General features: G+C 53.4%; 4 protein-coding genes and 2 pseudogenes. All 6 read right to left on the bottom strand.

The window, feature by feature from the left end; genetic code table 11:
• Positions 1-290: 290 nt before the first annotated feature.
• The 6 genes and pseudogenes from SD961_RS12805 to phoA all read right to left on the bottom strand — a co-directional run bounded on the left by SD961_RS12805 (position 291) and on the right by phoA (position 16,905).
• Positions 291-698 (bottom strand): annotated as a pseudogene (locus SD961_RS12805) (immunity 42 family protein).
• Positions 699-700: 2 nt separating this feature from the next.
• Positions 701-1,460 (bottom strand): annotated as a pseudogene (locus SD961_RS12800) (hemagglutination protein); the annotation flags it as partial.
• 16 nt (positions 1,461-1,476) lie between these two features.
• Positions 1,477-2,082 carry a hypothetical protein gene (locus SD961_RS12795; protein ID WP_318790736.1) on the bottom strand — a complete coding sequence of 202 codons (606 nt, stop codon included), beginning with the start codon at positions 2,080-2,082 and terminating at the stop codon, positions 1,477-1,479.
• On the bottom strand, positions 2,072-13,309 hold the full coding sequence (locus SD961_RS12790) for a hemagglutinin repeat-containing protein (protein WP_318790735.1): 11,238 nt from the start codon (positions 13,307-13,309) through the stop codon (positions 2,072-2,074). The genes SD961_RS12795 and SD961_RS12790 overlap by 11 nt, the downstream gene beginning before the upstream one ends.
• A gap of 12 nt (positions 13,310-13,321) precedes the next feature.
• Positions 13,322-14,995, bottom strand: a complete 1,674-nt coding sequence (locus SD961_RS12785; RefSeq protein ID WP_412916679.1) for a ShlB/FhaC/HecB family hemolysin secretion/activation protein — start codon at positions 14,993-14,995, stop codon at positions 13,322-13,324.
• Positions 14,996-15,498: 503 nt separating this feature from the next.
• Positions 15,499-16,905, bottom strand: coding sequence for an alkaline phosphatase (gene phoA, locus SD961_RS12780; protein WP_318790734.1), 1,407 nt, complete (start codon positions 16,903-16,905; stop codon positions 15,499-15,501).
• Between the last annotated feature and the right edge of the window lie 176 nt (positions 16,906-17,081).

The following is a 17,081-nucleotide window of genomic DNA, read 5'->3' as shown; positions in this document are numbered from 1 at the left end:
CCGCAAGCAGTAGCAGATCGCCGAATTTATTCAGGTGATTGCCACGCCGCAGAAGCGTCCAGCAGGATCCCGAATGGGACGATTTAGTGGCGGACGCTTTTAGATAACTTTCTGCTTATAAAGTAAAAGTCCCAGCCGATTAGCTGGGATTTTGATTAAATAGGTTGATGCCTTACTTCGCTAAATATTTGATATACCTCACTCTTCGGTAAGATGATTTCGTGAACTTCAAAGTTGCTATAATTTATCCATTCATAACCATCAATATCATTTCCGTATAAGTAACTAACTTAAGCTGCCAATATTCTTACTTCATCTATGAATTTGACGGCGAATGCATAGCATGAATCACCTTCTAAATTATATGTTGAAGCTTGATAGCGATAATCTGTTTCAAAGTCATCAGCCACTTCAGCATCTGGATCTAATAAATTAGGAAGCATTACATTCATCATTTCTGTAAAAGCTTCTAATTTATCCATCTTGAATAAATCTTAACTTTCTGGTGTGGTAATCAAAGCATTATCATCAGACAAGCAATCTAAATCACCATTTAAAGTCGCTACACTTGCATAACTGAGAAACATTTTCCCAGTAATGATAAAGTGGAACAATCCGTTTTTATATCCAGAAGCTACACTCCAATCTGGTACATAATCTAATAAAATCGCGAATTTATTTGGATCACCAAAGATCATAATTACCACCCTTTCTTAGGCAAATCTAATTGTTTTTTAACATCTGATGGGATCGTGTTCTTATTTAGCGGTGCTGATTTATCCCCTGTACTACCAGACCAGTGCCAAGTTCCATCATTGGTATTTGTAAATTGATGAACATTACCATCAGCATCTTTTGCGTAACGTTTTTCCGCTAACAATTGATGAACCAAATAAATCCATCGAATTTTTTGGTTCTGTTCCAGCTTTAAAACTATAACCCGGTTGCCCTGGAGTATGTTTTGGATTGGATTGATAATTCATACCATTTTTGGCAGTAGTTGAAGTTGCAGTCGGCAATGCACTGCCTCTCGCAGCCTTACTCCCCCCACCCAGCGCACTTAGCGCCACGCCCGCAATAATATCTGCCTGAGTCTGATCGAGGCCATATTTCGCCATGACCTGCTCAGACACTTTATTGCTGGCAACGATCCCATCTGCGTCCATCTGGTGCGTCCAGGTCGCAGTCAGATCGTAGACCATTTTGATCGGGATATCTTCGCCCATCGCCCGATCTATTGCCTGTTTCACCGCCATGCTGTCGGCCAGCACGTCACCGTATTTCAGCAGGCAGGTGGCCGGACTGCTGGCACAGTCGCTTATCAGTTGCTTCTGCTGGGCAGTGCTCAGCTCTTCATATTTTTTAACGATGTCGCCACAGTCACCGCCGCCAGCCTGACAGGATTTCATTTCCGATGACCAGGCATCTATCTGCTTGCTACTCAGATAGTTATTCTCAACAACAACAAAACGTTTATTATACAATCTTTTTCAAAGCAATCTTATTACCTATAGCAACAACCTCTGAGTCATTTTCATCAAACCTACCTAAGAGAAAAAAAATAATCCCATCGTTATGTAATATATTCTCAATCCATTTTGTTAACCGCCCAACCGAAGGAGCATCAGCTTCACTCAAGTTTGGTGATAAGTTAGAAAAAAACAACTTTTCTTGAGAGTTTATTAATTTCTGAATCTCACAACATAGAGAGCTAGCAATACAACAAGTTCCTGCTAAAATTAGCCCCTTACATCCCTTATCAATAAAGGATTTTTTATCCTGGAAATTATCTACCTTTATCCCTGAGCTTCCTATTAATCCCCATGTTTTTTTATAATTAACTATCGCATTATCAGGCTGCTCTGGTACTAACTGTACCATCACATGGATAAAATCATCATCAGTTACAACGGTATATATATCTTTCAACAGCCGTTCACCAAATTCTCTTCGGGAACAATTAGGTAGCTCCCAACTTACAGCTGAAATTCCATTTATTTCAGGAATCAAATCACTAAAATCACAAATATCATTTTTGATGCTTATATTTTCTGCATATCGCCTGACATAATTAGTAGTCATAGTGGTTACCTTTTTCATCATTAAAATGTGGCCCCCTATTTTGACTTGAGTCATCTGCAAAGAAATGACCACCGGCATCATCACGAATATATACTTTCTGGGTTCCACCGCCTGGTTTTGGTACATCAAACTCATATATATATCCCGGTTGAGGGTTTTTTCTCCTATCAACATTTGGGTATACTTTACTCGGGCTTTGACTTACAGGAATACCAGATTGTCTTTTAGCTTCGTTGAAGGCTCCAGCCCTTGCGGAGCCCTCAGGAGACAAGTTTGCAGGTTTATCCAAATAAGCCAAATCATCCTTGCCTGGCCTATCTGGTATCGGCGTTACTGTAGTATTCCCACCAGTATCGGCTATACCACCAGTATTTCCGGTATTTGTCGCCCCCTGCTGATACGACTGATCCGGCGTTGTGAGCGTAGTTCCCTTGTTTTGATCCTGAACCGGATTAACCAGTTTCTCACCTGTCAGATCTCTATCCGGTTGTGGGAAGATAGTGATCAAACCTTTCTGCTCCTGACCTACCATGTAATCGTAAGCTTCTCGCTGCTCGGGCGTCAGTTTCTCAATCAGGTCAGCCTTACCTGTCATGGCAACGTTAAATACATATTCCTGTTCTGAAGCAGAGAGATTATCCAGAGCGGTTTTAGCCGTGCCAATACCAAGCAGGGCACCCAGGCCTTTCTCAACAAGCGCATTCCGGCAGGCAGCAACTTTTGAGCAGCCCTCAACCGCCAACTTTCCACCCTGAACTAAAGCACTCAGCGAGTTATTCTCAACAGCATTCTTACCCGTCCCCACCCCGACAACCCCACCTGCCGGCGAGTCGGCCGCTATTCCGCCCGCCAGCCCTGCAGCCATCTCGCTCAGCGTGCTGACCATCTGCTTCTGGCTCTCCGTCAGGTCGCTGATGTTCGTGTGCGGATACATCACCGCCACGATTGCCCGCGCAGCCAGCTCCCCGCCCGCGGCACCCGCCGCGCCCGCTGAGGCGCTGTTGCCGGACATCTGCGCCAGCACCGCACCCGCCACCGCGTGCGCCATGGTGTTGGCCAGCAGGTTGGTATTTTCCGTGCCGTCAGCATTGTAAGTTGTCGTGGCTTTTTTAATCGCGTTAGCGATGTACGGCGACATTGCGCCGCCCGCTGCGGCCCCGAGGTTACTGGCGCTCAGCCCGCCCAGCGCGCCTGCCACGGCGGTCGCCACCATCGACCAGGTGCCGCCCGTGCCCCACTGCTCCGCCACCGCTTTATAACCAGGATCGCTCTGCACGCGCGCATTGAGCTCATCCTGAGGAAGGCTGGCATAGTCAGGATGCGCTTTCAGCAGGCGGTCAGCGGTCTCTTTCGCCGCCGTATCCAGTTGCCAGGTTTTCACGTCGTTGACGACCCTTCCTGCCAGCTCCTGTACGCCCTGCGCAAACGCCATCCGGTTGTCGACTTTCTCCCTGTCGAAAATTTTGTCGATGCGGCCGTTGGCGTTTTCGGTGTCGTGGCTCAGCCCCGCAACGTCCTGAGCCTGGTGCTGAGCGTCGCGTACCGTAATCGTGCCATCCGCCACCGCTGAATGCGTGGTGCCGGAGGCGCTGCCGCTCATGTTCACCAGAGTCGGCAGCGCGCCGCCGCCGAACTGCTGGCCCGCAGCAGCATGGCCGTCATATCCGCCGCTGATGCCCACAGATGCGCTGCTGGCGCTGTAAGAGGCGTGATTATCAATGCTGTCCCAGCCCAGCGTGCCGGTGGACAGGCGGTTATTTGCCGCATCCGCCGTGGAGGCTATTACCGCGCCGTTCAGCTGCGTATGGTTGCCGGTATAGATGTCATAACCACCGTCGCCCGCAAACAGCCCGCTCTGGTCGCCGACGCTGGCATATTCGCTGTTCACCTTGCTCGTGCTGACGCTCAGCCCCGCCGAGCCGTTCATCGTGCCCCAGGTGAAGCTGAAGCCGCCGCTGGCGCTCTGCTGTTTGCTGTGGTAGTTATCGGTGTCCTGCAGGCTGGTCAGCGTGAGGTTGTTGCCCGCGTTAACGCTGATGCTGTCACCCAGCGCCTGCGCGCCGGAGAGCAGCGTGTCGTTGCCGCTGCTGAGCGTCAGGGTATCTTTCGCATTGACGCGGCTGTTGACCCAGGTCGTACTGTTGCCGTTCTCCGCGCCGCTGGCCACATACCCGCTGGCCTGCACGCCGATGCCGGTTTCCTTGCCAATGGCGACGTGAACTCCGGCGCTCCAGCCGGAGGATTTGTTGCTGCTCTGCTGTTCGGAATTGTTGCTGGCGGCAACCAGATTAAGGTCGTGCGCGGCGGCCAGCGTGACGTTATTCCCGGTGATACCGCTGCCTGCCAGCGTCAGATCGCCGCTGGTGCCGTTCGCGCCGGTGGCGACCACTGCTACGCTACCGCCCCCGCTGAGCGAACTGCCGCTGACGGTATTGCTGCTGTATGCCGATGAGGATTTGCTTTTGCTGGCGCCGACGCTGAGTGCGATTTTTATACCGGCCTCATCCAAATTACCTTTAGCCAGCGCCGTGGCGGACTGCCTGGCCGCACCTGACATCGCCCAGCCGCTTTCCAGCATTTTCACCGCGCCCAGCGCCTTCAGACGATCGTCGCCCGCCTGGCTGGCCCCTTTCGCCTGCGAACCCAGGCTCAGCAGCGCATCGGTAATCGGGCTGGTAAGCTGAAGCGTCAGACCGCTCTGCTTCTGCTCATAACGCTGACGGCGGGTCAGCGTGTCGTTGCCCGGATCAATAGTAACCGATCCGCCCACCAGGCTGATATCCTGCTTTGCAATCACGTCTGAACCAGCCACATGCGCATCATGTCCGGCAAGCAGAGTGACATTTCCCCCGGTGCTGCCTATCGTGCTGGCGCTCTGACTCTGAGTGGTGCCATCCTGCTTCAGCTGCTGTTTTGAAGAGGCGCTGCCAAAGGTGACGCCAATGCCGCCGCCGCTGAACATGCCGCTCTTTTTGGTTTCACTCAGACGGTAGCTGGTCTGGTTTTCCGTTGCCGCCGCGATGGTAAGGTCATTGCCCGCTTTCAGGCCAACATCGCTTTCGCCAACCACAGAGGAACCTTTTACCGTCAGGTCATTGCCCGCGATGATCGAAACGCGATCGCCGCTCAGCTGTGAGGCTTTTTCGACGGTTGAGCTATCTTCTTTAATAGTGTGGGTGGTCTTCTTGCTGAACAGACCCTTTTTGGTTTTTGTTTCTTCCCGATAGGCATAATCACTTTCTGTCGCCGCAGTGATATTCACATCGTGTCCGGCCTGAGCTGAAAGATCCTTTTTGGCAGTGATGGTGCTGGCTTCGCTGTTAAGATCATGGCCGGCAATCAGTTGAGTATTTCCACCGCTGACAATTTCCGTGCCCTGCTGGCGTACAGCATCGTTGATTTCCACTTTCTTACCGGCTTTATAGCTGTTGCCGGAGCGGGTTTCTGCGGCCAGCAGATTAAGATCGCGTCCTGCCTGTAGAGCTATATCATTTTCCGCTGCCATGCCTGCTGCATCGCTGTTCAGATCGCGACCTGCTTTCAGTAGCAAATCGTTGCCGCTGGTTAACGTGGTGCGGTCCAGTCCGCTCGCATGCGATTCACTTTTGCCCTTCTGGCTGTTCTGAGTCGTGGACGCACTGTTCAGGTTGATATCATTACCTGCACCAAGCGTGGCGTTACCCCCTGCGCTGACGGCACTGGCCGTAACGTCCAGGTCATTGCCCGCCTGCATGGCGAGATTGCCGCCTGCGGAAATCTGGCTGCCTTGCGTAGTGGTTGTGAGCGTGGCGGTTGCCTCTTTCTTTTGCCAGCCGTTTTTGAAGCCCGACTGGGCGCCGCCTTCCACCTGCTGGTTGCCAGCAATGGCAATATCATGCCAGGCATCCATCAGCAGGTTATTTCCGGCGCTTAGCGTGGCGGCGGTAACGTTAATATCATTGCCTGCTTTCAGGCTCAGCGAATCTGAAGCGGTGATGGCAGCAGTTGCTCCGTTCAACGTTTCGCTGAATGAGAGATTCATGCCCTTGCTGTTGTGGGCATCAAGCTGCCACTGTTGAGAAGTCGTCAGGTTATTGATATCTCCGTTAACGCTTTCCAGCGCCACGGTTTTCCCGCTAATCGTTGAGCTGACGTTATTGATATCATTCAGCGCGCTCAGCTGCAGGTCGCCGCCCGCCTGGATAAGACCCGCACTGAGATTACTGAGGGAGTTCTGGCTGTCGACCTTCAGCGCATTCTGAGCACTTATCGTACTGCCGTTATTGATGACGTTGCCGCCATTGAGCGTAACGTTATTACCGGCAATCACGCTGCCCTCATGCAGATCGGCATCTTTCGCCGAGAGGTAAACCTTTGGCACCATCACCATCTCGCCGTTTACCGTGGCCGCCTCCCACCAGATAATGCTCTTATCCAGTGAGGCAACCTGATCGGCACTGAGTGACACGCCAAACTGCAGCCCCAACGATTTTTGCGTGGCTGCAGCGTTATCCATCAGATAACGCATCTGATTTAAATCTGACCCAAGACCGTTGATATAGCGATTGCCCGTTTCGCTAAGTACAGCATTACTGACATAGCGCGTATCGAAGGCGGCATCGCCCAGAAAACGGTAGTCATACTCTGGCTTCAGGCTGAGGCGATCGAGCAGATAAGATGAGCCGAGAAAGGCATTTTCATCGGTATAGAGCGTGCGGGTTTCCTGCGGGGCAGCAGCAGGATGGATGCCCAGCAGGGCATTGAGATCGCCGAACAGGTTGGGGTCCAGATTACCCAGGCCGTCAAGCTTGGGGTTTACGGCGATAAGATAAGGACTTTTACTGTCTGTGGTTGCTACAAAGTAGCCATTCGTACCAGAGGGCAAAGGGTAGGCGCTGAGATCAACGGGGCTTGCCTGAGGAGTCTGCAACCCGGACGCACCCTGACTGTTGGCGCGAATATCGGCGAGCGAGGTATTTTCCCCCAGATCCGCACTCTCTTTTCCTGTTAATGAATGGCCGGTCAGCGCTGTTTGTGGCGATGCTGCGGCTTCCAGTCCAGCGGCGCTGTTTACCTGGCGCAAAGCATCCTGCAATTGGTCGTGCCACTGCGGTGTGTTGACAGCAGCATAATCTGAAGCAGATAACTGCTGGCGCTGAAGCGCGCCCGACTGGCTGACTGATTTCAGGCCGTTTACCGTTGGCGCGGCAAGGGTATTGCCGTTCCATCCGGCATTGGCCGTGGTGTTGCTGTTGCTGATATCACCGCTGAAGCTGGCGCTTACATTGCCGCCCGCCTGAATCACGGCGCGGTAGAGTTCACCAGGAGTAAAGGTATTTTCATGGCCAACAAGCGTGTAAGTAAATTCGCTACCCTTTGTGGCGTTACGCGTTCTCTCTTCACCAATAGTACCTGTGGCTAAGGCACCCTGATATTGATAAACCAGAACATCGTTCTGTGTGCCAGCCTGCCAGGATTGGTTGTTTAACTGGTTACCGGAAAGCGTAATATTGCCTTTTGCGAGAACGTCACTGGCCTGGTTCTCCAGACTCCCCGCCTGGACTGTCATGTTACGTCCGGATGAGATACGACCGGCCCCGCCGTTACTGACAACGTCTACCGTGGAACTTGAAAGCGCAAATCTCTGAGTAGCGGCTTCTTCTGTGGGGGCGTAATAATCCTTAACTGTTGTATGGCTCGAACATCCGCCATCGGCTCCAGCACAACCACCACCACTCTCAGTCGTCTTTCTCACCGTGTAATAACCATAATCCCCTACAGCCAGATCCCAGATGGTGATTTTCATCGTGGTATCGCCCACGCCAGCGCGGGCCGGTGCGGAAGTACTGCTTTCCGTAACGTGTAAACCGTCACGGGTATTTAACAAATGCCCGGTATTAACCGTAATATCACCCTGCTGCGTCTCAATGGTGCCGGAAGTATTAACCACCTCACCATTCGCGTTGCCCGCCGCGTCCCGCTGAAGCGTAAGGTTGTTGCCAGCGAGAATATCGCCCCGCTTATTCTGAATACTGTTTGCATAAAGGAAGAGATTATTCGCCGCATAGAGCAGCGCTGTGTTCACCAGGCTGCCTGGAGTGCTAATCGTCAGGCTTCCACGCGTGCCCGTAAAGCCATTAAGCGTGACGTCACTGCGGCTGGTCAGCGTCAGGTTGCCGCCGCCCTGCAGGCTGCCATTGCCATTCATGATGATGCCGCTGCCGCTCAGGTTGCTGTCACCACTGCCGCTGGTCAGCTGGCCATTGTTGGTCAGCAAGCCACTCGCGCTAACCGTCAGCGCCTGCCCCTGCATGGTGCCCTGGTTTTCCAGCGCGCCATTGCTGCTGACGCTCAGACGGTTGCCGGCAGCAAGTATTCCTTTAGCGGTAAAGGCGTTAATGATTTTCAGCGTTGCATCGCCCAGGGCCACGACCTGGCCGAGCTGATCGAATCCGTTACTGTTTACTATCAGCGTGCCGCCGCTAAAGAGTTTACCGGCTGCCTGCTGGTTAACTTGTGACGCTGTCACGTTTAGCTGCTGCGTTCCCAGCAACGTGCCGTTGTTGGTGAGCTGCTGATAATTGACTGCAAGATTTGCCCCCTGCGCGCTTCCCTGATTGTTAAGGGTAGAGCCGCTGAGGGTGGCCTGTTGATCTGCCAACAGCGTGCCACTGTTTGCCGCGTTTGCCGCATTCAAAATGAGCCGCGTCGCCTGGAACCAGCCGCTGTTTGTCAGCTGTGGCGTGTTGAGCGTCAGCTCGCCGCCAGAGAGCAGCTTACCGCTATTACTGGCAAGGCCGGTGGCTTTAATGGTGCTGGTCGCGCCGCTCTGAATCAGCCCGTAGTTATAGAGTTCCGGCGTGGTTAACGTCAGCGCTTTCTGGCTGACAAGCGTGCCGGAGGCATTATTGGTCATGCGCCCGCTGAGCGTCATAAGCAGGTTATTATCCCCCTGCATACGACCGCTGTTATTCACCGCTCCGCTGGTCAGGGTCACTTCCTGGCCCTGAACGTTGCCGGAGTTGGTCACCGAGGCGGCCTCAAGCGTAAGCTTCCCTGCCGAAAGCAGCGTTTTATTCTGCTGCTGCGTAAACCCGCCATCAAGTTTTACCGTCAGGGAGTCAACACCGCTAATGTCACCGTTATTATTGAGTGCGGAACCCGTCAGCTTCAGCGATTTCGCAATCCACTGCCCCTGATTGGTCAGCGCCAGCGCCTGGAGCGCTGCCGCGCCATTGGCGGTGATTTTACTGCCTGCGTTCGAAGTGAGTTTATCAGTGAGGTTCAGTTGCAGTCCGTCGGCACTCTGAATTGAGCCGTTGTTGATCAGTTGCCCGGCTTCCAGCAGGATCTGCTGTCCCTGCCAGCTGCCGTTATTGGTTACCGTGCCACCCTTAACTGTCAGCGTGCCCTGGGTCAGCATCGTTCCTGCGCTGCTGTTTACCAGCTCACGCGCCGGAGCAGCCAGGGCCATTCTGATCATACTTCCTGCCATCTGCGGCAGTGCGGCCAGCGTCAGCGCCTGTAACCCAATCAGGCTGCCCTGATTGATCACATTTGCCTGGCTCAGCGTCACTGTTTTTCCCTGTATGGCTCCGCTGTTGGTTAACTTACCTCCAGTCAGCGTCATCGCCTGACTGCTGAGCAGCGAGCCGCTGTTGGTCAGAGTCTGAGCGCCGATCAGCACCTCGCCCTGACTTAACAGATCGCCGGTATTACGCAGCTCTCCGCTCACGCTGGCCGTAAGCTCACCGCTGCCCAAAACAGATCCCTGCTGCTGCCAGCTATCCGCAGTGATTTCCGCCCTCTCTCCCTGTAGCGTACCGGAAGTGGTGAGTTGTCCGGCATTAAGCGTTAATGCGCCGCCAGAGAGCGCCTTACCCGCTGTGCCGACAGTGAGGCTCTCCGCCTGCACCGCCAGCGAGTCACTCCCCTGCCACAACCCGCTGTTGTTCAGCGTACCGCCCTGCAACGTCAGGCCGCTGGCCATGATTTTACCGCTGTTCAGCAAGGTTGGGGCAGAAAGGTCAGCCGCTCCCTGACTCAGCAGAGTCCCGTTGTTGTTCAGTTCACTGCTGGCGCCGCCATTCAGGGAACGGATGCCGGTGATTGCGCCCCGGTTAGCCAGAGTGGTCAGTTCAAAACCAAGGCGGTCGCCCTGCCAGCTGCCGTCATTGCTGGCGCTGCCGCCGGTCACGGTCAGCTCCCCTCCGCTCAGGAGTTGTCCGCCCAACTGATTACTGAGCTGCTGGAAGTGGGCTGTCAGTGACTCATCGCCCTGGAGCAGGCCACTATTTATTAACTCGTCACCGCTTACCTTAAGCTGGTTTGCCGCAACGGTGCCGCGGTTATTCACTTTGCGCGCGTTGATATCCACCTGCTGCTGCGCCAGGAGTTGTGCGTCAGAGCCGTTGGTAAGCGTGTCACTAAGATGGGTAAGGATAGTGTCAGCCTGCACCCGTCCGTTGTTGGTGAACTGACTGCCGGTGATATTCAGCGCATCATTAACCTGTAGCAGCCCGTCATTATTTATCTGCTCCAGCATCAGGTTTAAGGTGCCGCCGCCAAGCAGTTTTCCATCAGCCTGGTTAGTGAGAGAAGTGGTGTTCAGCGTCAGCTCGCTGTTGCCCTGTAAAAGGCCGCCATTGGTTAACAGCGGTGCGCTCAGGTTCAGACGATCGGCCGCAAGGGTGCCCTGATTAAGAATTTCGCTGGCCTGCAGCGTCAGCCCCTGCTCGCTCAGCAGGCTGCCGCTGTTACCGACACTCCCGCTAACCTGCGCCTTAAGTTGTGAAGCGGCGCGTGTACTGCCATCGTTCTGCCAGTTTTGAGCAGTCAACGTTAGCCGATCGGCCTGTAGGGTTCCCAGATTAGTCAGCGTTGTGCCGTTAAGGGTCAGCGCACCAGCGCTGAGTAACTGACCTGTGGCCTGATTACGCAAATTTTTGCCGTCAAGCGCCAGCGAGTCGTTACCCTGGATCAGGCCACTGTTGATTAAATCGCCCTGCAGCGTTAGCACCTGCGCAATCAGCCAGCCCTGGTTATCAGTGGTGTCGCTCTGTAGCTGAATGCCCTGCTGGCCGAGGATCTTGCCCGAGTTAGTCAGGCTGTTTGCGCTTAAATCCGCCTCTTTTTCACTCAGCGCGTTACCGCTGTTTTGCCAGCTCTCTGACTTCAGCGTCAGCTGCTGCCCCTGTAATAACCCCTGATTGTTCAGCGTTTTCGCCTGCAACGCCAGTTGCCCGCCACTGAGCAAAGTCCCGGCATTAGTCACATTCTCGCCGCTGACGAGAACTGCCCCGCTGCCCTGAAGCAGACCGCTATTGTTCACGCCGGCAGCGGTAATCTCCAGCGCGCTGGCCACTACCTGCCCATTATTCGTGAGCTGTTGCAGATTCAGTTGCATGCCCGTATCAGAGAGCAGCAGGCCATCCTGCTGATTAATCAGGCTGCTGTTACTGGCAGTGAGGCTGGCGGCGCTGATTTCACCGGAGTTAACCAGACTATTTCCGCTGAAGGCGAGCGCAGCGTCACTGGTTATCAAGCCGCTGTTATGCAGATCGGGCAGATTAAGGGCAAAATCATGGGCAGAAGTGAGGATGCCCTGGCTCTGGTTTGTGAGCTGATTGCTGCTGATTGTCAGCAGGCCGTTCCCCTGAATCAGTCCATTGTTCTCAATCTGAGTGCTGTTCAGCGTCAACTCCGGAGCTGAGAGCGTGCCCTGGTTTACCAGCTTGTTGCTGGCTGTCACCAGCGACTCTTTCGCGGTTATTGCGCCGCCCGCCCGGTTATCCAGCGAATCAGCGGTGATTTTCGTACTGCCCTGGCTGCTCAGCGTACCGCTTTGTTGTAAAAGATCGGTGTTGATTTCAGTGAGTGCGCCCCCCAGCATTTCACCACTGTTAGCCAGCGTGTGGGTGGTTACGCTCAGGCTGTCGCCTACCAGTTGGCCCTTATTGATCACGGCATCAGCATTAATATGCTGAGCCGCTTTTGCTACCAGCGCACCGCTGTTCTGCGCCTGCTGCGCCTTTAATAAAAGGCCTTTGCCAGCCGTAAGCTGACCGGCGTTATCAATCTGTTTTTGCGCTGTCAGCTGGATATCGCCCGCGGCATTACCGGCACTGGTTTTATCAACCAGCAGATCGCCGCCGTTGAGCTGGATATTTTTCCCCGCAGTCAGCTTACCGTTGCTCACAGCCAGCTTACCGTTACCCGTCAGGCTGATAGTCTCATCACTGACCACTGTGCCTGCCGCCAGCGTGATATCCTGCGCGGCATTCAGCGCTACCTGACCGGTAGCTTTATTATCCCCATTAAGGACGATGCTCTGCCCGCTGACCTCAAGCGCACCGCTACTGAGGCTTTTGTTCAGCGTGATTTTTCCGCTGGCATCAAGAGAAATATCGCCCTGACGCGCATTCAGATCGCCAAGGTTTACCCCAACACCCTTTTCGCTGGAGACTAACCGGATACGGTTGGCATACATTCCCCCAAGCGCGCCAGTATCTACCGCAACACGTGGCGCCGCGCCTTCTCCCGCAATGGCTTGAGAAGTGCCGTCTACCGCTACACGGTTAGCCCCGGCGATCACCTTTAAATCACGGGCATGGATAGCGGCATTGACCTCGGTTGCCCTGGAGATAATTGACAACGCATCCGACTGACTGGCGTCAATTCCCTGCCCTTCAACCGTTATCGTCCCCCTGGTTACTTCCAGCGACTGCAAATTGCCTTTTGCGTCGAGCTGCGGCTTACCAGTGGTTAAGGTTACGTTGGGTGTGTTGATAAAACCGCAGCCGTTACAGGTTATTCCATAAGGGTTAGCAACGATAACGTTGGCACCTTTCCCCGCCACTTCGGTATATCCCTGAAGCTGTGAACGACTGCCGCCGGTGACTTCGTTGATAATCCCTTTTGCTTCCTGCCCCGCCTTCAGGTTGGCGTTGTTTTGAATCAATCCCCCGAGCTGCGTTTTCGTCAGCTGACCGGTGGCATTATTCAAAATTACCCCTTCTTTGCCGACGTTATACTCTTTGAACTGATTATGGGAAATGCCGGCTCCGTTTGGCGTAGCGATATTGATAACCGGTACCCCATTCGCTGCTTTATCCAGTTTGGTTCCGGCTGTAACGGGCGTCATGGTAGCGGAAAGCGCCGGCAACAGCGGCTGCCAGGCAATCAGCGCACAGACCAGATAGCTCAGCAGACGTTGGGAAGTGCGCAGTGGATGAAGTCGATTTTCCATAATCATTGCCTTTTAAAAGAGCAGAGAAATGCGGTAATAAGCGGAGAGACGATCGGGCCCAAGCCAGTCGGGATATTTCACCGGCAGGCCTAAGGTGAGTTGTGTGGCGAAGTAACTGTTACCTGAGGTGAGGCCTACGGCACTACCCCATAAAGTGCCCGAAGATTCACGATCGTAGCGGTCGCTCTCCAGCCATCCGCCATCGAGCGCCAGCAAACCATTAATCTGACCCAGCAGAGGCAGCGTGAATAACGCGTAATTAAGCTCATTACGTAAATAGCCGCCGTTATCGCCGGAGAGGTACTGTTCTTTAAAACCCCGAACCGAGCTTTCGCCGCCAATGGTCAGGCGTTCGCTGCCATACAGCCGGTCGGGTGACCACTGACCATAGGCGCTGCTCAGCCACCAGAGGTTCTGGGTGAGCGGGCGCTGGAAGCTGCTGCTCAGGCTCCATTTGCGGAAATCAGCTTTGGGCAGATCGTCGCTTTTACCACTATCGCTCTCCGCATCCAGCCAGGAGACGCCATGGCTGAACATCGGGTTAAAAGTGGCAACGCCTCCGGCCATTTTCTGCGTATGGTTAAGGCCGAACTGGAGGCTGGTCAGTTTACGGCTGCTGCTCTCAAGAAGCGTATCGTTCAGCCAGTTGCGGCTGATTCGGTGATCTATTCCGACTACTAACGCCGTTTTACTCTGGCCGTTACGAAAGGCGACCCAGGAAGCGGTGGCACGATGGATCTGACTGTCGCCATGAGAGAGCCAGCTAAAATTGTTATTCTCAAAGCGGTTGCGATAGTCGCTCCAGCTATAGTTGTAATTCATCAGCCAGTAGCCATAAGGCACACTGACTCCTGATTGCAGATTGCGTGCATTGCGGGAAGAGGAGAAGGCGCTGCTGCGTCCGCCGCTGATAAACCACTGGTCGACAATCCCCAGCAGATTGTTAGCGGTTAAAGAAGCGGCCACCTGTCCCACGCCGGTGCTTTTCTGACCACTATTATCAAAAGAAAGGGCAGCCGTCAGGGGGAATTCCGGCGTCGCTGTGAGATTAACAATTGAAAATCCAGGGGTATCACCCGGCAGGATTTCAATCTGAACCGGCGTGGTACGGAGACGGTTAATTTGCTCCATCCCCTGCTCTATATCACGCAGGTTAAGGATACCGCCTTCAAGTCGTGGGAAAGCCATTTTCAACTGAGTTGAAGAACCTTTATCCAGCCGTATTTGCTGTAAGCGTCCTTCCAGTACGGAGAGCGTTAAAATGCCGCTGTTTATATCCTGTTCAGGAATAAAAGCCCGGCTGGTAATGTACCCGCGGGAGAGATACCAGTCAGATATATCGCGTGTTAATTTTTCAATCTGAGCAATATTTACACACTGGCCCAGCAAGGGCGCAGTGACTCTTTTTTTCTCTGTTGCTGAAAGTAACGAGGCGTTATTAATAACGATCTTTTTGATAAGGAAACAGGGACCCGCACTCTGGTCATGGGTAACCTTATCTGAGATTTCTGGCTGCACACTGCGCTGCAGTTCGTCGCGCTGAAGCTGATTGCTCTGTAACATATTCTGCTGCTGTATTTGCAGCTGATCGCGATCGGCCGGGCTAAGCGGCGCTGCACCGGCAGCCGTTATATACACGGCAAAAAGCCACGACCACTGTTTCCCTACACGGTAATTAATCATCATGATAAGCGCGCTAATCTGTAAATAATCCGTAAGGATCTTATGTGAAAGTGTTATCAATAAACAATCATAAAACATCCATTAAATAAGAAAAAATGATATATATTCTGTAATTTAGCTTAAGTGATTCGATTATCTGCGGCTAATGCAAATGCTCTTTAATTCACGCGAATTTAAGTGAAACAAATTAAAAAAGTGTGCTTAATTTCAGCTGATATATCGCCGTTTAAAAAGTAGGGTGAGAGGGTTCCGTGAACGGTTCTCTTAATGTATCCACTGCAAACATTGTTGAATACCATAATGACCATTCCCCCCGGACTTTGGCGGCCATCAGCGAGTTCTGGCAGTAAAGAAGCGGAACAGAATAAACAGAAACAGGCGCAGCAGAAGATAACAAGTAGCATGCAGGATTAATTAAAAGCGTTTCGGTCGGGATGGATGAGGATAAATGATGTGAAAAAGGGAGCCGATCTTCAGCACAATGAGCTCCCCTGCACGTCAAAATGCTATTTGATATCCATCGCTGCTTTCAGGGTATAGAACAGGTCGGTCTGGTCGGTCAGGCCTACGACATTGGCGGCGTGAGGGCCGTAAGCCGCAACGCGAAGCTGTGTACCCGTATGCTCCTGCGATTCTCCCTCTGAGTTGCCGTAGCTGATGGTCATCAGGCCGCCCTCTCGGGTGTTCAGCGTTTGGGTCAGACCCGGCGCTTTGCTGTCGTTAGCGATAATCTGACTGGAGTGCGCGTGGTCTGCGGTCACAATTACCAGCGTGTTTCCCTCTTTACGGGCAAATTCCAGCGCCTTCTGCACCGCCTCATCCAGATCGACCGTTTCTCCGATCTGTCCGCATGGGTTGGCTGCGTGATCCTGTTTATCAATTGAAGCTCCTTCTACCTGCAGGAAGAAGCCGTGCTCATTTTTGCTCAGCAGCTCAATCGCCTTATCGGTCATCTGTGCCAGCGTTGGCGTGGAAGCGGGACGCTCATTATTCACTTCACAGGTCACCGGTTTGCCCTCAACGTTGCCGTGATAAGTGGCTTTTGGCCCTTTCCAGCGCACAGGCATATTCCCCTGCGCAAACAGGCCCAATACCGGTTTCTGCTGGCTGGCTTCAGTCACCCCGGTCATGCCCTCCAGGTCATTCACCCACTGATAACCGCGCAGCTTGGCCTGCTCTTCCAGGGTTTTTCCCTGCCATTCACCCGCTTTTGCCGTTTCGCTGAACGTTTTGCCGCCACCGCCCAGCGTAACGTCTGCTCTGGTATTCAGCAGCTGCTCGGCGATGGAGCCTTTCCCCCCTTTCTCAAGCGCATTGGCGGCACAAAGCTCACTGGTCTTTTCTGGTCCGTAGCACTTGCGCGAGGTGACGTGGGCGATTTGCGCGGCTGGCGTGGCGTCTTCAAGCTCTGCTGTTGAAACGTTGCCGGTGCCTTTTCCTGCTGCTTTCGCCATTTCCATCAGGGTTGGGTGATCCTTGCCGTTAACGTCCACGCCAATCGCGCCGTTGTAAGACTTCACGCCGGTGCTCCAGGCGGTAGCCGAAGCGGCAGAGTCGGTAACGTAGTCAGGCTTGTGCGTCTTCTTATCCAGCGAGTAGTGCGTGTACTGGCCCGTTAACGGCAGCGCATCAATCCCCTTAAAGAAACCGCCTGCCCCTTCGGCATAGTTACGTGCCGCAGTGATTTCTGAATCTCCCATGCCATCCCCAATCAGCAGGATAACGTTTTTAGCCGTGTTGCTGTTCAGAGAAGCTTTTAACGCTTCAGTCTGGTCACCTGTAAGGCGGCGTGCCCCACCAGGCTGCGTGATATCACCCTGCGCGGCGCGGCTGTAGGCCGCAACATCTGCCCAGGCGGTGGAGGAGATAACCGTAGCGATAAGAGAGAGAGTGAACAGACTTTTATATTTCATTAACTCGATGCTCCATGATGAAGTTTTGCCAAAGATTTCAGGGAGCCAGTTTGCGACACAACCATGATAGTTTTGTGTCAGAGGCATTTCTGTATGATGACAAGGGCTTGCCGCACGCTTTTCTGCCAGCACCGCCTTTAAGCCGATAGAATAAAAGAAAAATATGCTTGACCGGG

Origin of the sequence: Erwinia sp. MMLR14_017 (genome assembly GCF_033657285.1) — a bacterium.
Lineage (GTDB): Bacteria > Pseudomonadota > Gammaproteobacteria > Enterobacterales > Enterobacteriaceae > Erwinia.
Note: the sequence above shows the minus strand (reverse complement) of the source record. Positions and strands in the feature narration are given on the sequence as shown.